The organism is Candidatus Polarisedimenticolia bacterium, assembly GCA_036001465.1.
Taxonomy (GTDB): domain Bacteria; phylum Acidobacteriota; class Polarisedimenticolia; order Gp22-AA2; family Gp22-AA2; genus Gp22-AA3.
This window is the reverse complement of record DASYUH010000013.1, coordinates 17,612-35,706: the sequence shown is the minus strand read 5'-3', so window position 1 is coordinate 35,706 and position 18,095 is coordinate 17,612. Positions and strand designations below refer to the sequence as shown.

Here is an 18,095-nt window from a genome sequence, read left to right as displayed (position 1 = left end):
CGGACGGGCCAGGGCGAACCTCCGGGCGGGGCGCATCCGGTCGATTGCATGGCGTGATCGGGAGAGGACTGCCGATCTCCGAAGGCGAATCGGTATGCTAATCTACGCCCGCCCGCGAGTCAAGAATCGGAAAATCAGGAGGTTATTGTCGCCACCCTGGGACTCGTACGACGTCCGGCGCTTGCCGCTCTCGTGGCGCTCGCGGTGGCTCATCCCGTCCTGGCCGATGAGGTGGACTCCTCTGCCGCCGGGGACGCGGCCTTCCGCCACGTGGTGGCGCTCGCCCGGAGTATCGGCCCGCGCAAGACCGGGACCGAGGGGGAACGGCAGGCCGCCGAGTACGTGCGCTCCCGACTGGAGGAAGCCGGCGTCGCGGTGTCCGTCCAGGAGGTCGCGGTGGCCCCCTACAAGGACGGCGAGCGATCGGTCGGCTCCGGCAACGTCATCGGGCGGCTCGCGGGCACGTCGCCCGCGACGATCATCGTGGCGGCGCACCACGACTCGGCGAGCGATTCGGTGCCGGGAGCCAACGATGATGCCTCGGGCGTCGCGGTGCTCATCGAAGCGGCCCGGGCCCTGGCGCGGAGGCCCCACCGGCTGACCTACGTGTTCATCTCCTTCTGCGCCGAGGAGGAAGGGCTTCTCGGATCGCGCTTCTACGTCGATCGGGAGGATCTCTCCGACGTGAAGGCGATGATGGCCCTCGAGCTCGTCGGGAGGGGAGATCTCCTGGTGGCTCCGGTCCCCAGGCCGCCCGCCCTGTGGGCCCAGCGGCTCCTGCTGCGCGCCGCCCGGGAGACGAGGGTGAAGGGGGTTGCCTCCCGCCCGCTCTGGACCCTGGCGCCGCGATTCCTCGACCTGCCCTTCTCCTCGGACCACGAGCCGTTCCTGGATCGCCAGATCCCGGCGTTCCTGCTCCTGGGAACCTATCCCGCCTGGACCTACCACACGGTCGAGGACAGCGTCGGAGGTGTGCGCAGAAAGGCGCTTGACAGGGCGGTGCGGGTCGTCAATCGCATTCTGCAGGACCTGGATACCGGATCCCTCGATGCGACCGACGACCCGCATTACCTGCCGATTCAGGTATTCGGCCGCGGCTTCATCCTGCCGTCCGTGGCGCTGCTGTCCGTCGCCTGGGCGGCCCTGCTGGGGTGGGTCCTGCTCGCGCTCTGGCGGATCCGGGACGTCGCCCGGCCGCGCGCGATAGCCGAGACCCTGCGCGTCATCATCGTCACGTCCGCCGCGACCGCCATCGGCCTGTCCGGGCTGTTCCTGTCGGAGCGGCTCATGGAGATCGTTCACGGGGTGCGTTACCCGTGGACGGCCCATCATGGGCTGCACGTGGCCCAGGCGATGGCCTGGTCCCTCCTGACCGGCTGGGTGGCTCTCAACCTGTTCCGGCGCATCAAACCGACCGTGGAACCCGGCCCGTATCTGGCCGCCGCCTACCTGATTCCGGCGGGGTGCGTGGCCGCCTCGCTTCATTTCGGTTGGCCAGAGCCCGCGGCGATCATGGCGGCGCCGGTCCTGGCGTTCCTGGTTTCGCCCTTCCTGAAGAACACCGGGCGGAAGCTGGCGCTCGGGCTCGCGGCGGCGGCGCCCCTGACGCTCCTCATGAGCCTGGAGGACTACCACACGCTCGTCGATCTGGGGGGTGTGTCCCTGTCCCTGCCGCTGTTGTTCGCGGTCGCCTTCTCACTGACCCTGCCGCTCGTCCTCTACGTGGCGCACGTGGCGTCGTTCCAGGATTGCCTTCACAGCCGGTTCTGGTGGTGGCTGTCGGGGCGACACGTCGGCGTCACGGCACTGGCGCTGGCCCTGGCGCTCACGGCGATCAACTCGATCCTCGCTCCCTACGACGACCGGCACCGTCAGGTCGTGCGCGTGCGGCAGCGGCTCGATCTGAGGTCGGAGAAGGCCGTCGCCACGATTCGATCCCGGGACAACCTGGGCGGCGTGCGGCTCGCCGGGTCCGGCGGCCGCGTCCTGCCCCGGGACGAGACCAGCGACCGGATCCCGCTGCCCTTCCCCTCGGGCCGCGTCGAGTTCGCGGCGGAAGTCTCGTCGGGCGAAGCGGTCGAGGAGAAGGTCGTCACGACGCGCCTCAAGGCGCCGATCCCGACCGATCGGATCAGCTACGTGTTCACCTCGAGCTCCGGATTCCGCGTGCCCGGGAGGGGAGACGAGCTGCGCCACCGTTACACCTTCACGGAAGTCATCCCCCGGCGCGATCCGGTAGGGACCTTCCGGCTCCTGGTGCCGGGGGGAGGCGATCTCCTGGTCGAGCTGCGTGCCGATTTCGCGGCGGACCTCATGGGACTCGCTCCGGTCGCGGATGGCCCCAAGGTGATCGTGCACCACGGGACAATCGAAGGGGCCCACCGCCTCCTCGGCCCCGCGCGGGCCCCCTAGCAGGGCTCCTGGGAGCCCGCCCCCTGCTCGGACAGGCTCCCGGCGCGCGCGTTGCCCCGGGGCTCCTTCCTTTGTTAAGATGCCGTGCCATGCGCGACGCCACGCAGGCGGACGATGTGCTCGACACCGTCGGCCTCTACTGTCCCGTGCCGATCATCAAGACGGCCGAGCGGATCCGGAAGATGGAGACCGGCCGAATCCTGAAGGTCGTCTCGGATGATCGGGTGATCCTGATCGACATGCCGGCATGGTGCCGGTCGACGGGACACGAGTATCTGGGCCACACGCAGCAGGGAGCGGAATACGGGCTGTTCGTCAGGAAGGCGGGCGGCAAGGGGGCGACGCGATGAACGCGGCACCGGAAGGACGGCCCGGCCCGATCAAGGCGATCGGCCTCATGTCGGGAGGGCTGGACAGCACGCTGGCGGCGCGCGTCCTCCTCGAGCAGGGGATCGAGGTCACGGGCCTTCATTATTCGACCGGGTTCTGCATGAACGACCATCGGCGGGCGATGGCCCGCCCCGAGGAGGACCCGAAGCGGATGCGCAACGAGGGCCTGCGCGCCGGCGCCGACCTGGGGATTCCGATCGAGATCCTGGACGCCGGCGAGGCCTACATGAAGATGGTGCTCAACCCCAAGCACGGGTACGGCAAGCGGGCCAATCCCTGCATCGACTGCCGCATCTTCATGATCCACGGCGCCGCCGAGTACATGCGGGAGCACGGGGGGCACTTCGTGTTCACCGGCGAGGTCCTGGGGCAGCGGCCGATGTCCCAGCACATGCAGGCTCTCCGGATGATCGAGAAGGAGTGCGGCATCGAAGGGTACCTGCTGCGGCCGCTCTCCGCCCGGCACCTGCCGCCGACCATCCCGGAGCAGCTCGGCTGGGTGGATCGGGAGGGGCTTCTGGGCCTCTCCGGCCGCTCGCGCAGGGACCAGATGGCGCTCGGAGAGAAATGGGGGATCGCCGACTACCCCCAGCCGTCCGGCGGCTGCTGCTACCTGGCGGACGAGAGCTTTGCCCGACGCTTCCACGACAAGCGCCTGCACGCCGAACCGGACCGGATCCGCCGCGACGAGATGATCCTCCTGAAGGTCGGCCGGCATTTTCGCCTGTCGGATGCCGTCAAGATCATCGTGGCCCGCGATGAGAGCGAGAACCAGTTCCTGGCGCGATTCGACCTGCCGGGCTGGCGCTTCGAGGCGCTGCGCTGCGGAAGCCCCATCACCGTGGTCGAGGGAGACCCCGACGAGAACCTGAAAATCCTGATTGCCTCGATCACGGCACGCTACTCCGACCGCCGCGGGGAGTCTCTGGTCGAGGTCGCGGCGCGCCGCGACGGGCGTGAAGAGGTCCTGATCGTGCCTCCGGTCGCCGACCAGGTGCTCGAGGCCTACCGCATCTAGACTCTCCCGGGAGCGTGACCGAGGAGACCGCGCCCGGGGCTCGTCCCTCGATGCTATAATCCCGCGCCTGGATGGGCCGTTAACTCAGCGGGAGAGTGCTATCCTCACACGGTAGAAGTCGCTGGTTCAAATCCAGCACGGCCCACCATTACAGATCTCATCCGCCGTCGTGCCAGGTCGTGTGGGCGGCTAGCTCAGCTGGGAGAGCGCCGCGTTCGCAACGCGGAGGTCGAGGGTTCGATCCCCTTGCCGTCCACCAACCCGGCTCCCGGCCGCTGCCGGCTCGACAGCCGGGCGGATTCCCGGGAGCCTAGGGGGCCGGTCGGTAGACCCCGGCCACGCCATGATCCGCCACCCGCTCGAAACCCGGCACCGGTCCCTGGATATGCGCCAGGATCAGGAGGGCATCGGGGCGCATTTCGCGGCGAAGCTTGGCGAGCAGCGCCTGCTCCGCCGAGCTGCCGCTCCCGAAATAGAAGAAGACGTCGTAGTCCGAAAAATCCTCCTTGAAGAAGTCGCCGCGCTTCAACACGGCCCGATCGATGCCAGGAAGTCCGTCCAGCCGGGCACGGGCCGTGCGCGCCAGGCGGTACAGCCCCCGGTTGAACTCGATGCCGGTGGCGCGCGCGCCCATGCCGGCGGCCAGGAACACGACGCGTCCGTCACCGCTTCCCAGATCGAGGAAGCGGGCGCCGGGGCGCACGGCGGACTGCAGGGCGGGCAGGAGCTCGTCGAGCCAGGTGGGATAGAAGAGTCCCTTGCGGACGACCCACTCGGACTTCAGGTACTTGACCTGGAGCCGCGGGTCCGCGCGCACCTCCTCGGGGATCGGCCCGCGCCGTCCTGACATCCGCCGCAGGAGTCGTTCGGGATACGATTCGAAGCAGACAATCTGGATGCGCCTCGCGAGATCCGCCAGGCGGGGCGGCGGCGGAACGGCGTCGTCGGCCCCCACAGCGGCCACGGCCCCTCCCGACAGGGCCATCAGGGACAGGGCCACGAGAATCGCACCGCGCCGCCTCATGCGAGATTCATTCTGCCCCAGATCGGTCCGGGGCGCGTCCCCGCGATCGCCCACGAGACCTGCGCCGCAAGGGACGGGCACGCACGCGACGCAGCCGGCGCGCGCGCCGCGCCGCCGCCGCGCCGCGGCCGCCACCGGCGCGGCCCCGGAGACCCCCAGGCCACGAACGCCGCGCGGAGCCCGGGCGATTTCCCCCTTGACTCGGGCCCGTCGCGCACGTAGATCGGAGGCGAACATCCAACGGGAGACGGACAATGAGTCGTTCGCTGCCGCCGGCTCTGCCGGCGCGGGACGTCGGAGGAACGCGCTGTCCGGAATGCGGCTCCGGCGACCTGTTTCTAATCGAGGTCGCGCGCCAGGACGGCAACATATGGCACGGAGCCTACTGCGCCGGCGAATACAACCACGAGCGCCGGCGGTTCGTGCGGCGGAGCTGCGGGTACGCCGGCGAGAGCCGCCGCGCCGACGGCCCGCGCCCGCCGGACGCCGTGGTCCTGCAACCCGCGGGCTAGGGCGCGACAGGCCCCCAGGACTCGGTCACCTTCGCCCCGGCATGGCAGCCGCAGCGGCCGCGGCGGCCATCGCCGCATGGCGCGCGGCCTCGAATTCGTCTCCCTTGTTCCAGCGGGGCATGGCGGTGGTCTGCGCCACCTTGTAGCCCACATACAGCGCGATACGGGCGCTCTGGGCGGATCCGGACAAATCGAAGGAGGGATCGTATTCGTCCTTCGGACGGTGATACCGTTTCGCCTCGTATTCATCCCAGATCTTCGCGCCGTACCCTTCCGGCTTGCCGACGTAGTCCAGGCCCGGATCGAGGCCGAAGGCCGGGATCCCCACCTTGGCGAAGTTGAATTGATCCGAACGGTAGAACGAACCCTGCTCGGGGTGCTGATCGGGGACCGGCTTGAACCCGAGGACGCGGGACGCATCGGAGATCACGGCCTTCAGGGAAGACCGATCGGCCCCCAGAAAGGTGAAGTCCCGCGGCTGGCCCCAGACCGGCGTGCCGTCCATGTTGATGTTGGCTGCCGTCTGGGAGATCGGGACCGTCGGGTGGGTGGCGAAGTACTCCGATCCGCGCAGGCCGCCTTCTTCGGCGGCGCAGGCGATGAAGAGGATGCTGCGCCGCGGCGCCTTGGGCAGGAGAGTGAACATGCGGGCCGTCTCGATCAGGGTGGCGACTCCTGAGGCGTTGTCCTGGGCGCCGTTGTAGATGTCGTCTCCGTCTTCCGGGTTCCCGCGCCCCAGGTGGTCGTAGTGGGCCGTGTAGACGACCGCCTGGTCTCTCAGGCCGGGATCGCTGCCGCGCAGGACGCCAATCACATTCCACGTCATGATCGGACGGATGCGGGTCATGAGGCGCGCCTGGGCGCGCAGCGGCAGGGGGATGGGCCGGAAGCTCTTGGACGCGGCCGCCGACCGCAGCTGGTCGAAGTCCTGGCCGGCCGCTTTCAGGACGTGGCGGGCGAACGGCTCGGTCACCCAGGAGGCGATCGACAGCGGCCGGGAGCTTCCCGGGCCGAGGGCCACATACGGCCGCTCGCGTCCCCAGGAGTTGCGCACCACGCTCCAGCCGTACCCGGCCGATTCGTCGGTGTGGATCAGGATGGCGCCGACCGCCCCGGCGCGCGCCGCCGATTCGTACTTGTAGGTCCAGCGTCCATAGTAGGTCAACGCCTTGCCGCCGAACACCGCCGGATCGTCCGAGGGGGGATCATTGACCAGCATGACCACGACCTTTCCCTTGACGTCCTCTCCCTTGAAGTCGTCCCACCCGTATTCGGGGGCGACGATCCCATAGCCCACGAAGACCATCGGCGCGTCGATCTCCTCGAGCTCCTTCTGGGTCTCGGAATTGGCGACGTAGTCCTCCAGCCATCCCGCTTCGAACTTCTGGTCCTCGAGCGCGATGGCGAGCCGGCTCTGGGCCTGGGTCTCGACGCCCACCAGAGGCACTTCCTGCAGGTAGGAATCGGCGGAGGCCCCCGGCTCGAGCCCCAGGTGACGGAACCGGGTCTCGAGGTACAGGGCGGCCAGGCGGCCTCCCTTCTGGCCGGTGCCGCGTCCTTCGAGAAAATCGTCCGCGAGGAAGCGCAGGTCGGCCCCGATGCGCTTCGCATCGGCGGCATCGAGGGCCCGCTTCAGGTCGGGAGGCACCACGGGCCGCGCGGCGGCGGGGGCCGCCGCGACGGGAAAGGCCGTCAAGAGGGACAGGAGAATCAGGGGGAGGACCGGCACGCTCCACATAAGGCTCCTTCGATTCCACGGATGGGGCGCCCGGAAGCGGGCGCGGCCGGAGTATAGCGACGGACGGGGGATCCGGGCAATATGCGTCCCGCCCGGCCGAAGACGCGGACAGGATCCTAGCGACCGGTCGGCCGGCGCGGTGGAGGGGCGCCATGCTCCCCGGGATACAGGACGCGCTCGAGGAACAGGCCGGACGAAGGGGCCGTCCACTGCGCCGGGTCGTCCACCGTTGCGGACAGGAATCTCCCGATCGCCTCGGGCGGCAGGTTCCCCAGCCCGATCTGGACGAGGACGCCGACGACGCGCCGCACCATGCGCGGCAGGAAGTGGTCGGCCTCGATGGTGAAGGAGGTCAGGAATTCGCCATGCCTCAGGGAGGCCGCGAAGACCTGCACCCGGGGCTCGGCGATCTCGGCGCTTCGATCGGCGAACGAGGAGAAGTCGTGGCGCCCGACGAGGCTCCGGGAAGCCTCCTCCATGGCCCCGAACAGGAGCGGCTGCCGCACCCACCATATGAGGCGCTTGAAGAAGGCCGACCGCCGCGCGGCGATCTGATAGCGGTAACGCCGCGCCAGCGCGTCGTGACGGGAATGGAAGGTGGCCGGGACGTCGCGCGCCTCGAGGATGTTGATGTCGGCCGGCAGGACCTGGTTCAGCGCCTCGGCGACCTGGGGCGGAGGCAGAGCCGAGCGGCTGTAGAAGTTCGCCACCTGCCCTTCGGCGTGCACGCCCTGGTCCGTCCGGCCGGCACCGATGAGCTTGGGCGTCTCGTGGAGCGTGGCGCGGATCGCCGCCTGGATTTCCCCCGCCACGGTCCGCTGCTGCTCCTGGACCTGCCACCCGGCATAACGGCTCCCCTCGTACTCGATGAGCAGCCGGATGTTGCGTGGCGCCCCCGAGGGCGCCGGGCGCCCGGGACCGTGTTTCGGGCGGTCGCGCGGCGGACCGTGGCGGTGAGATTCGCGCGGCGGCCGGCGGGGCGGCCCGGAGGGGGTCACACGACGCTCGTCGAGGGGATCAGCGAGGCACGATGGCCAGCACGCGTGCGGGGGCCCCCGAGCCCCGGCTGATCTTCATCGGCGCGACGATGACGCTGAACCCGCGCACCGGCAGGAGATTCAGGTTGTCGAGGTTCTCGACCTGATAGCGGCCGCCCTGGAGCATGACCTTGTGCACATCGAAGGTCGTCGACTTGCCCGCGTCGACGCTGGCGGTGTCGATTCCGATGCCGTTCACGTCACGCTCCCTCAGCAGAAACCGGGCCGCCTCCGCCGAAAAACCGGGGAAGTGCAGCCCGCCGGCATCGTCCCGGTTCAGGTAGCGGTCGGGATTCTCCCAGCGCTGGTGCCATCCGGTGTTGAGAATGACCATCGTGCGCGGCGGGATGCGGCCGTTGGCCTTCTCCCAGCCCTGCAGATCCGCCAGGGTCAACAGGTAGTCGGGATTGGCCCCCGCCCTCGACTGCACGTCGATCAGGATCCCCTGGCTGACCAGGCGCGTCGGCGGGATCTCGTCGACCGCCGGCAGACCCTTGCCGAAATGGGCCGGGGCGTCCACGTGCGTGCCGGTGTGCTCGCCCGAGACGAACGAGTTCATGTAATAGCCGTCGGCGAGCTGCGTCAGCGTCTCGAGCGTGAAGGGAATCCCGCCCGGGAAGAGCGGCATCCCTTCCCGGAGGTCGTGGGACAGGTCGACCACCTCCGCGCGGCCGTTGGCGACGTCGTCGAGACTCAGCGAGAACATCTTGGCGGCCCGCGCCGGCGCCGCCGGAAGGACCGCGATCAGGAGGAGTACGGCGGCCGCGACGGCGGGCCTCGGGGACGGGCGGCGCCTCCGGCCGGCCGGCCTCATCGATCCGCCTGCCGCGCGTGGACGCGCTCTTCGGACTGCACGGCGGGCGGGGCGACGGCCTCGTCGCCGGGGGGCTCCTGGGCGACGCGGGCGTACTGCTGGATCTTGTCCCCGAGCCGGTCGGCGCGATCGCCGGCCTCGGAAAAGGCGTTCTGCGCGTTCTTGAAGTGCCTCAGCCCGAGGTCGAAGGCCGCCTTGAAGGTGCCGAAGTCGCCGCCCAGCTGCTGCAGCCCCTTGAGGATCTCCCGGGCGCGCTCCTCGATCCGCAGGCCCATCAGGCCGTAGGCGATCGCCTGCAGGTAGGCGTAGATGCTGTTCGGCGACACGGGCAGGACACGACGCTTCTGGGCGTAGGCACTCAGGTCGTCCCCCTCCGCATCCGCCTCGTCGCGCGCGATGAGCTCGTAGAAGACGTTCTCCGCGGGGACGTACATCAGGGCGAAATCGAGCGTCCCTTCGGAAGGTCGGATGTACTTGCCGGCGATGTCGTCGATGTGCCGGCGCACGTCGCGCCCGAACGCGCGTCGCGCGCGCTCGCGCTCCGCGGCGGGGGCCTCGAGGATCAGGCGAAAGCCCGCCAGCGGGAATTTGGAGTCGATGGGGACCAGCCCGCCCGGCAGCCGCAGGACGGCGTCCACGATCAGTCCGTCCCGAAACGCATGCTGCAGCGCAAAATGGCCGGCCGGGAACACCTGCTGGAGGAGCGAGCCCAGGGACATCTCCCCCAGGCCGCCGCGGATCTTGGGCGCCTGGAAGATCTGCTGCAGACCGCGGACGTCCTGGCCCAGCGCCAGGATCTCCTGGCTGCTCTGCCGCAGCTCCCCGAGACGCAGGTTGATGTCGGCGATCAGCTTGCCCGTGTCGGCGCTCGCTTTCTGCAGGGCCTGGGCGTTCTCCGACAGCCGGGCCGCCATCTGGCCGGTCAGCTGGCTCAGCGACGTCCCGACGTCACGGGGGATCTGCGCGCCGAGCTGGTTGATCTGCTCGGCCAGGCGCGACACCTGCTGCTGCAGGAGACCGAGCGTCGGATCGGGAGGGGAGACCACCGGGGTCCTGCGGCGCAGGAGCACGAGGCCGAGACCGAAAACCGTCGCGGCAAGAACCACCAGGACGGCCCACATCACTGGGTTCTCGATCGCCATGGACTCCGGAACCGGCCGGGAGGGACGCGACAGCCATCGGGACGCCCGGGGCGTCCGGACTGGCGGGCTAGTCTATCGGCGCCCGATCAGGCTGTCAACCATCCTCCGTCGCGGGTGACGGGCCACGCCGCGGCTCGAAATCGCCACGCCACGCTGCGGCCCGTCACCTGTGCCGAGATGTCGGGGAGGCCTCGGACGTGGCTCGGTCAGTTGCGCACGAGAAGGATCGCGCACTTGAGGTAGCGTGTCTCGGGGACGAAGAGGTGCACGGGGTGATCGGGAGCCTGTCCGCGCATCTCGACGAGTGAGACGTCCCGGCCGGCATCCGAGGCGGCGTCCTGCAGGACGGCCAGGAACTCCTCCGGCCCGAGGTGGTACGAGCACGAGGAGGTGACGAGGAGGGCCCCCGGCGCCGCCAGCTTGAAGGCGCGCAGGTTGATCTCTTTGTAACCGCGCACGGCGGCGTCGAGCGCCCGGGCGCTCTTGGTGAAGGCCGGCGGATCGAGGACGATCAAGCCGAAGCGTTCCTGCCGACGGTCGAGCTCCTTGAGGTGGTCGAAGGCGTTCCCCTCGACCCACTCGCAGCGGGAATCCATGTCGTTCAAGGAGGCGTTGCGCCGCGCCACCTCCAGGCACTCGGGGGAGATCTCGATCCCCGTGCAGCGCTCGGCGCCGGCCTTCAGGGCGTACAGGCCGAACGATCCGGAGTTGCAGAAGACGTCCAGCACGCGCCGGCCGCGAGCGAGAGGCTGCAGGGCGCGTCGATTGAATCGGTGGTCGAGATACATGCCGGTCTTCTGTCCCGCCCGCGGGCGGACGAGGAAGCGCATCTCGTCGAGGGAAATTTCGATCTCGTCGGGCACCTCGCCCAGGAGGAGCCCGGTCCGGGCCTCGAGCCCCTCGCGCTGGCGCGTCGGCAGATCGCTGCGCTCGTAGATGCCGCGCGGATGGACCGCGTCCTGCAGCGCCGCCACGATGTCGTCGCGCATCCGGTCCATGCCGAGGGTCGAGATCTGCAGCGCGAGCGCCGGGCCGTAGCGGTCGACCGTGAGGCCCGGGAGGAGGTCTCCTTCGCCGAACACCAGCCGGCAGGATTCCCCCGCGGCATAGAAATGCCGCCGGTAGGCGATCGCCTGGGCGACGCGTCGGCGCAGGAGCCCGGTATCGAGCGGCTCCTTGCTGTCGCGGGTGAGGAGCCGGACCGCGATCGTGGACGCGGGATTGTAGTAGCCCCGCCCGAGGAAGCGGCCCTTGTGGTCGCTCACGTCGACGGTGTCGCCCGGCTCGGCGCCCTCCTCGACCGAGGCGATTTCTCCGGCGTAGACCCAGAGATGCCCGGCCTTGACCCGCCGCTCGCGGCCCCTGGCCAGGGCGATGCGCTTGTTCATGGGATGGAGGACCTCAGACCATCGGCAGCTTGAGACCGGTTTTTTTGGCGAAGGCGATCGCCTCGGGGTAGCCCGCGTCGGCGTGGCGCATGACGCCGGTGCCGGGATCGGTCGTGAGGACGCGCTCCAGGCGGGCGGCGGCTTCGGGCGTGCCGTCCGCGACCACGACCAGGCCGGCGTGCAGCGAGTAGCCGATGCCGACGCCGCCACCGTGGTGCACCGAGACCCAGTGGGCCCCGGCCGCCGTGTTGAGCAGGGCGTTGAGGATGGGCCAGTCTGCGATGGCGTCCGAGCCGTCCCGCATCCCTTCCGTTTCACGGTTCGGAGAGGCCACCGATCCGGCGTCCAGGTGATCGCGGCCGATGACGATGGGCGCCCGGAGAGCGCCCCGGGCCACCAGCTCGTTGATCTTCAGGCCGAACCGGGCGCGCTCGCCGTAGCCCAGCCAGCAGATGCGCGCCGGGAGCCCCTGGAACGCGACCCGCTCATGGGCCAGCCGGATCCAGCGGCAGAGGGCCTCGTCCTCGGGGAACATCTCCAGGACCGCGTCGTCCGTCCGGTGGATGTCCTCCGGATCGCCGGAGAGGGCGGCCCAGCGGAACGGCCCCTTCCCTTCGCAGAACAGGGGGCGGATGAACTCGGGCACGAATCCGGGGATGTCGAAGGCGTCCGCGACACCCGCCTCACGGGCCTCATGGCGGATGTTGTTGCCGTAATCGAAGACCACGGCGCCCCGGCGCCTGAGAGCGAGCAGGGCGCGGACGTGTGCCGCCACCGAGAGCCGGGACAGGCCGATGTATCTCTTCGGATCGGACGCCCGCAGATCGAGCGCCTCCCGGTAGGGGAGACCGTGCGGCACGTACCCCTGGAGCAGATCGTGCGCGCTCGTCTGGTCCGTGACCAGGTCGGGCACGATCGGCCCCGCCGCCAGAGACGGCAGGATCTCGGCGGCGTTGCCGAGGAGCGCGATCGACAGCGCCTCCCGGCGCCCCAGGGCCTGCCGGGCCAGTGCGAGCGCTTCGTCGAGGCTCGCGGCCTGGCGGTCGACGTAGCGGGTCTGGAGGCGTCTCTGGATTCGGTCGGGATCGACTTCGATCGCAAGGACGACCGCGCCGTTCATGGTGCCGGCGAGGGGCTGCGCCCCCCCCATGCCTCCCAGGCCGGCGGTGACGAGCAGGCGGCCCGCGAGGCTGCCTCCGAAATGTCGGCGCGCGGCGGCGGCGAAGGTCTCGTAGGTCCCCTGCAGAATGCCCTGGCTGCCGATGTAGATCCACGAGCCGGCGGTCATCTGGCCGAACATCGTCAGCCCCTTCCGATCCAGCTCGCGGAACACCTCCCACGTGGCCCACGCCGGGACCAGAAGCGCGTTGGCGATCAGGACCCGGGGCGCGCCCGGATGGGTCCGGAAGACGCCGACCGGCTTGCCGGACTGGACCAGGAGCGTCTCGTCGGACGCGAGTGTGCGCAGGGTCCGTACGATCGCGTCGTAGCACGCCCAGTCGCGCGCCGCCTTGCCGGTGCCGCCGTAGACGATCAGCTCGTCCGGCTTCTCGGCGACCTCCGGGTCGAGGTTGTTCATCAGCATGCGGAGGGCCGCTTCCTGCGCCCACCCCCTGCAGGACAGGGACGTGCCGCGGGGGGCGCGCACGATCGGGGCGGGCGCGGTCCGGCGGCTCATCGCAGCGCCCCGACGGTCCGCTCGGCCGCGGTGCGCAGCGTGCCGTCGGCGGCGAGATCGGCCATCACCCGGAGATCGTCCGCCAGGACGCGGTCGCGTTCCATGAACGGCACGGCGCGCCGGACCGCCTCGTGCACCGAGCGGACGCCGCGCCCGGGAAGGAGGGGCGCCACCAGGTCGAGCGCCTGGCAGGCGGACAGGATCTCGATGGCCATCACCTGGCGCACGTGCTGCACCACCTCCCGCGCCTTGCGCGCCGCGATCGGACCCATCGAGACGTGGTCCTCCTGGTTCGCCTCGGTCGGGATCGAGTCGACGCTCGCCGGATGGCACAGGATCTTGTTTTCCGAGACGAGGGCGGCGGCGGTGACGTGGGCCATCATCAGCCCCGAGTGGACTCCCGGATCGCGCGTGAGGAACGCCGGAAGCCCGCTCAGGACCGGATTCATCAGCCGGTCGATGCGTCTCTCCGAGATCGACCCGAGCGACGCGGTCGCGATGGCGAGGCAATCCAGCGCCAGGGCCGGAGACTCGCCATGGAAATTGCCGCCCGACACGACGTCTCCCGCCTCGGGGAACACGATCGGGTTGTCGGTGACCGCGTCGACCTCGACTTCCAGGACGGAGCGGGTGAAGCGCATGCCGTCCCGGGCGCTGCCGTGCACCTGGGGCATGCACCGCAGGGAATAGGAGTCCTGCACGCGGCCGCAGTCCTCGTGGGAACGGGCGATGCCGCTCCCCTCGAGGAGCCGGCGCAGGTTGGCCGCGCTCTGCAGCTGGCCCGCGTGCGGCCGCAGGGCGTGGATCCTCTCCTCGAAGGCATGGTGGCTGCCCTTCAGGGCCTCGAGCGTGCACGCGCCGGCGATGTCGGCCAAAACCGCCAGATCCTCGGCTTCCAGGAGGGCCAGGGCACCGACCGCGGTGATGAGCTGCGTGCCGTTGACCAGCGCCAGTCCCTCCTTGGGGCCGAGTCGGAAGGGCCGGATGCCGGCCTTCTCGAGGGCGGCCTGCGCCTTCATGCGCACGCCGCGCAACATCGCCTCCCCCTCCCCCACGAGCGCGAGGGCGAGGTGCGACAGGGGGGCCAGGTCGCCGCTGGCGCCGATCGAGCCCTGCTCGGGGACGACGGGGAGGAGATCGGCGTTCAGGTGGGCGAGAAGAGTCTCCACCAGATCGGGCCGCACGCCCGAGTGTCCGCGGGCCAGGACGTGCGCCCGCAGGAGCATCATGGCCCTCGTGGCCGCGGCCGGCAGCGGCGCTCCCACGCCCGCGGCGTGGCTCCGGATCAGGTTGAGCTGCAGCGCGTCGAGCTGGTCGCGTGGAATGCGGATGTCCTTGAGCAGGCCGAACCCGGTGTTGACTCCATAGACCTGGCGATCGGAGGCGAGGATCGATTCGATGACGGCGCGGGATTGCTCGACGCGTCGGCGGGCGGCCGCCGCCAGCGCGACCCGGACGCCTCCGCGGGCGACCAGGAGGACGTCCTCCAGGCGCAGGTGTTCGCCATTCAGGACGATTTCGGGTGACACGGCGGAGTCTAGCACAGGGCCTCACGGGTCACAATTTGGTAACCCTGCGTGCAAATGCCGCGCCCCGGAATTACCTTGGACGACGGAGAACCGGCCTTGATCGTGCGCTGCCCGCACTGCAAGAACGTCATCCGCCTGCGCGAGGTGGACGGCCAGTCGCAGGTCATCAAGTACCTCTGCAGCAGCTGCCAGGAGATCGTCCGCATCGACCTGGTGCAGGATGAAGTGAAGTCCTCCTCCACCCCCGATTCATTCGAAAAGACCGAGCATCGCAAGAAAGTCCTGGTGGCGGACGACACCGTCACGGTGCGCCGGATCGCGGCGCGCATTCTGACCTCGGCCGGATACCAGGTCCTCGAAGCCGAGGACGGGAGGCAGGCGCTCGACCTGGTTCAGAACGAGCACCCCGATCTCGTCCTCCTGGATCTGCTGATGCCGAAGATGACCGGGTTCGACGTTTTGCGCGAGATCAAGAAGTCGGCCCGGGCCAAGGAGACGCCGATCCTGATCATGAGCGCGGTGTTCAAGAAGGACGTCCTCGACTTCCTTCAGGCCGCGGGCGTCACGGGCTTCCTGGACAAGCAGCAGATCAAGGACTCCCTCCTGTTCCGCGTCCAGCAAATCCTTCCTCACTAGGAGATTGTCCGAGTATGGCGCCGGGTCGCGCGGGTCCGGACGCGGCCGCCCCGGCGCGCCGGGGCGTTTTTCTGCTAGCATGTCGCGGCAGAGGAACCTCCGCCTGACCCCCTTTGCCTGCTCCGGTCGGATTCCAGGGAGACACCATGTCCGGCTTCGTCGTCGTCGGTTCGCAATGGGGTGATGAGGGGAAGGGGAAAATCGTCGACCTCCTGACCGAGCGCGTCGACATCGTGGCGCGCTATGGTGGCGGGCCGAACGCGGGGCATACCATCTGCGTCGGCGACCGGCGCTTCGCCCTGCACCACATCCCGTCCGGAATCCTCAGGGAAAGCGTCCTGTGCATCATCGGCAACGGGGTCGTCGTCGAGCCCGGAGCGCTCCTCAGGGAGGTTGACGAGCTCCGGGGAGCGGGCGTGCGGGTCGAAGACAACCTTCGAATCAGCGATCGGGCCCACCTCATTTTGCCGTACCAGCGTGGCTGCGACATCGCGCGCGAGGAAGGGGTCAAGGACGCGAAGATAGGCACGACCCGCCTCGGAGTCGGACCGACGTACGAGAGCAAGGCGGGCCGTTATGGCCTGCGGATCGCCGACCTGGCCGATTCGGCCGGCCTGGAGGAGAAGGTGAGCGCGCTGGCGCGGCTGACCCGCAGCGCCAGCGGCGACCGCCTGCCCGCGGAGTGGGATCCGCCGCCCGGAGAGGTCGCCGCGCGCCTCAGGGAGCAGGCCGCCCGCCTCGCGCCGTTCCTCACCGACACGTCGCTCCTGCTGAACCAGCGCCTCGACCAGGGGGCGGTGGTTCTGTGCGAGGGGGCGCAGGGCACCATGCTCGACCTGGACCACGGCACGTACCCCTATGTGACATCGTCCAGCTCGACGGCCGGTGGGGCCTGCACCGGCCTCGGCATCAGCCCCATCCGCCTGGAGGGAGTGATCGGGGTGCTGAAGGCCTATTCGACGCGCGTGGGGGAAGGGCCCTTCCCGACGGAGCAGGACAACGACTCCGGCCGGCGCATCCGCGAACGGGGCCGCGAATTCGGCAGCACCACCGGCCGGCCGCGCCGCTGCGGCTGGTTCGACGCGCTGGTGGCGCGCTATTCGGTCATGATCAACCAGATCGAGTGCCTGGCGCTCACTCTCTTCGATGTCCTGGACGCGTTCGACGAGATCCCGATCTGCGTCGCCTACGAGCACGAGGGCCGGAGGTACGACGTCCTGCCGGCCGATATCTCGGTCCTCAGGTCGTGCCGCCCGATCTGGGAGGTCCTGCCCGGGTGGAAGGCCGACACGAGCCCGGCGCGACGCTTCGAGGACCTGCCGGAGCCGGCGCGTCGCTACGTGCGGCGAATCGAGGAGACGGTCGGGTGCGAGATCGGGATCATCTCGACGTCGCCCCAGCGCGACGGGACGATCATCCTGCCCCGGGGCCGGATCGCGAAGTGGCTGCCGGTGCGCCAGGCGGTGCGCGCCGGATTCTAGGACCCGGGCGAATGCCCGGACGGGCTCCTAGATCCTGTCCAGGGCCTGCCGGAAGTCCTCGACCAGATCCTCCGCGGCCTCGATGCCACAGCTCACCCGGACCAGATCGTCGGTGACCCCCAGGCGCTCCCGATCCTCGGGGCGCATGCCGGCGTGCGAGGTCCGGGCCGGCTGGACGATCAGGGTTTCAACGCCGCCGAGGCTCGGCGCGCAGTAGGGAATCCTGACCTCCCCGATGAGCCGCCCGGCCGCCCCGGCGCCCCCATTGAGACGCAGGCTGAGCATCCCCCCGAACCCCGACAGAAGCCTGCGGGCGTGGGCGTGATCGGGGTGGCTCTCCAGGCCGGCGTAATTCACCTCCTTCACCTTGGGGCTCTGCGCCAGGAAGCGCGCCAAGGCAAGGGCGTTGGCGTTCTGGGCCCGGACGCGGAGGGCCAGTGTCTTGGTGCCGCGCGCCAGGAGGAAGCCGGCATGCGGGTCGAGGGTGCCTCCGTAGAGGTTGAGCGTGCGGCGCACGCGGTCGACGTGCTCCCGGCTTCCGAGAACGCAGCCGGCCACGAGATCGGAATGGCCGTTCAGGTACTTGGTGGCACTGTGAAACGACACGTCGAACCCCCGGTCCAGCGGCCGGAAATTGACCGGGCTCGCGAAGGTGTTGTCGATCACCGTGATCAACCGCTCCGAGCGGGCGAACGCGACGACCTCCTCGAGCCGCGGCACGCGCATCAGCGGGTTGGTGATCGTCTCGACCAGGAAGAGGCGGGTGTTGGGGCGCGCCGCAGCCTTCCAGGTGTCGGGTCTCTGATCGTCCACGAAGGTATGGCTCAGTCCCAGGTCCTCGGCATGTCGGGTGAGAAAGTCGTGCGTCCCGCCGTAGAGGCAGTTTCCCGCCAGCAGGTGGTCTCCCTTCTTCAGGAAGGCGAGCAGGATCGCGGTCACCGCCGCCATCCCCGAGGAGGTCGCCACCGCGGCCTCCGCCCCCTCCAGCGCCGCCAGCCTGTCGTGAAGGTAGCGCTGGGAAGGGGTGCTGTTCAGCCGGATGTAGCGAATGTCGTGATAGTCGGTCCCCGGCTCGAACGAGTAGACCGTTCCCTGGTAAATCGGGAACACCACCGAGCCTTCCGGCCCCGGCCGCCGCTCACCCGAGTGCACCGCGAGGGTTTCCATCCTGTATCCCGACTTGTCCATGAGGCCTCCTTGCCCGGTTTGCCCTCCGACCTTCCTCCGCCGGCCCCGCCATGCTAGCCTTCCGTCCCCGAAATGAAAAGCGGCCCGCGCGATGCGCTCCGGCCGACG

At 69.6% G+C, this 18,095-nt stretch carries 15 protein-coding genes and 2 tRNA genes; 8 read left to right on the top strand and 9 right to left on the bottom strand.

The features are described from left to right. Positions 1 to 204: 204 nt before the first annotated feature. From VGV60_02410 to VGV60_02390, 5 genes are all read left to right on the top strand, one after another. Complete coding sequence (locus tag VGV60_02410; protein HEV8700103.1) at positions 205 to 2,412, top strand: M28 family metallopeptidase; 2,208 nt, start codon at positions 205 to 207, stop codon at positions 2,410 to 2,412. A gap of 89 nt (positions 2,413 to 2,501) precedes the next feature. After that, positions 2,502 to 2,762 (top strand): sulfurtransferase TusA family protein, encoded by a 261-nt coding sequence (locus VGV60_02405; GenBank protein ID HEV8700102.1) that lies wholly within the window; start codon positions 2,502 to 2,504, stop codon positions 2,760 to 2,762. Beyond that, positions 2,759 to 3,820 (top strand): hypothetical protein, encoded by a 1,062-nt coding sequence (locus VGV60_02400; protein ID HEV8700101.1) that lies wholly within the window; start codon positions 2,759 to 2,761, stop codon positions 3,818 to 3,820. The genes VGV60_02405 and VGV60_02400 overlap by 4 nt, the downstream gene beginning before the upstream one ends. A gap of 73 nt (positions 3,821 to 3,893) precedes the next feature. Further along, positions 3,894 to 3,968, top strand: a tRNA-Val gene (locus VGV60_02395). Between the two features lie 35 nt (positions 3,969 to 4,003). Next, positions 4,004 to 4,079: transfer RNA gene (locus VGV60_02390), tRNA-Ala, on the top strand. Between the two features lie 51 nt (positions 4,080 to 4,130). Here the strand turns inward: VGV60_02390 and VGV60_02385 are convergent. Then, positions 4,131 to 4,844 carry a class I SAM-dependent methyltransferase gene (locus tag VGV60_02385; GenBank protein HEV8700100.1) on the bottom strand — a complete coding sequence of 238 codons (714 nt, stop codon included), beginning with the start codon at positions 4,842 to 4,844 and terminating at the stop codon, positions 4,131 to 4,133. A gap of 254 nt (positions 4,845 to 5,098) precedes the next feature. On the opposite strand from VGV60_02385, the gene VGV60_02380 reads away from it, so the two are divergent. Next, entirely contained in the window at positions 5,099 to 5,356 is a 258-nt protein-coding gene (locus VGV60_02380) for a hypothetical protein (protein ID HEV8700099.1), read from the top strand. A 25-nt stretch (positions 5,357 to 5,381) separates the two neighbouring features. Here the strand turns inward: VGV60_02380 and VGV60_02375 are convergent, their stop codons facing one another. The 7 genes from VGV60_02375 to hutH form a co-directional block, all read right to left on the bottom strand. Next, complete coding sequence (locus VGV60_02375; GenBank protein ID HEV8700098.1) at positions 5,382 to 7,085, bottom strand: M28 family peptidase; 1,704 nt, start codon at positions 7,083 to 7,085, stop codon at positions 5,382 to 5,384. 125 nt (positions 7,086 to 7,210) lie between these two features. Continuing rightward, complete coding sequence (gene truA, locus VGV60_02370; GenBank protein HEV8700097.1) at positions 7,211 to 8,092, bottom strand: tRNA pseudouridine(38-40) synthase TruA; 882 nt, start codon at positions 8,090 to 8,092, stop codon at positions 7,211 to 7,213. Between the two features lie 19 nt (positions 8,093 to 8,111). Then, positions 8,112 to 8,945, bottom strand: a complete 834-nt coding sequence (locus VGV60_02365) for a cyclase family protein (GenBank protein ID HEV8700096.1) — start codon at positions 8,943 to 8,945, stop codon at positions 8,112 to 8,114. Continuing rightward, positions 8,942 to 10,087 (bottom strand): DNA recombination protein RmuC, encoded by a 1,146-nt coding sequence (locus VGV60_02360; protein ID HEV8700095.1) that lies wholly within the window; start codon positions 10,085 to 10,087, stop codon positions 8,942 to 8,944. Before VGV60_02360 ends, VGV60_02365 begins: the two co-directional genes overlap by 4 nt. 206 nt (positions 10,088 to 10,293) lie before the next feature. Then, complete coding sequence (locus tag VGV60_02355; GenBank protein ID HEV8700094.1) at positions 10,294 to 11,475, bottom strand: class I SAM-dependent rRNA methyltransferase; 1,182 nt, start codon at positions 11,473 to 11,475, stop codon at positions 10,294 to 10,296. Positions 11,476 to 11,488: 13 nt separating this feature from the next. Beyond that, positions 11,489 to 13,153, bottom strand: coding sequence for a urocanate hydratase (gene hutU / locus VGV60_02350; protein HEV8700093.1), 1,665 nt, complete (start codon positions 13,151 to 13,153; stop codon positions 11,489 to 11,491). Further along, positions 13,150 to 14,697, bottom strand: coding sequence for a histidine ammonia-lyase (hutH, locus tag VGV60_02345; GenBank protein ID HEV8700092.1), 1,548 nt, complete (start codon positions 14,695 to 14,697; stop codon positions 13,150 to 13,152). Before hutH ends, hutU begins: the two co-directional genes overlap by 4 nt. Positions 14,698 to 14,784: 87 nt before the next feature. Between hutH and VGV60_02340 the strand changes: the two genes are divergently transcribed. Continuing rightward, on the top strand, positions 14,785 to 15,318 hold the full coding sequence (locus VGV60_02340) for a response regulator (GenBank protein ID HEV8700091.1): 534 nt from the start codon (positions 14,785 to 14,787) through the stop codon (positions 15,316 to 15,318). A gap of 146 nt (positions 15,319 to 15,464) precedes the next feature. Next, positions 15,465 to 16,799 carry an adenylosuccinate synthase gene (locus VGV60_02335; protein ID HEV8700090.1) on the top strand — a complete coding sequence of 445 codons (1,335 nt, stop codon included), beginning with the start codon at positions 15,465 to 15,467 and terminating at the stop codon, positions 16,797 to 16,799. A 27-nt stretch (positions 16,800 to 16,826) separates the two neighbouring features. Here the strand turns inward: VGV60_02335 and VGV60_02330 are convergent, their stop codons facing one another. Then, positions 16,827 to 17,987, bottom strand: a complete 1,161-nt coding sequence (locus tag VGV60_02330) for a PLP-dependent transferase (GenBank protein HEV8700089.1) — start codon at positions 17,985 to 17,987, stop codon at positions 16,827 to 16,829. Between the last annotated feature and the right edge of the window lie 108 nt (positions 17,988 to 18,095).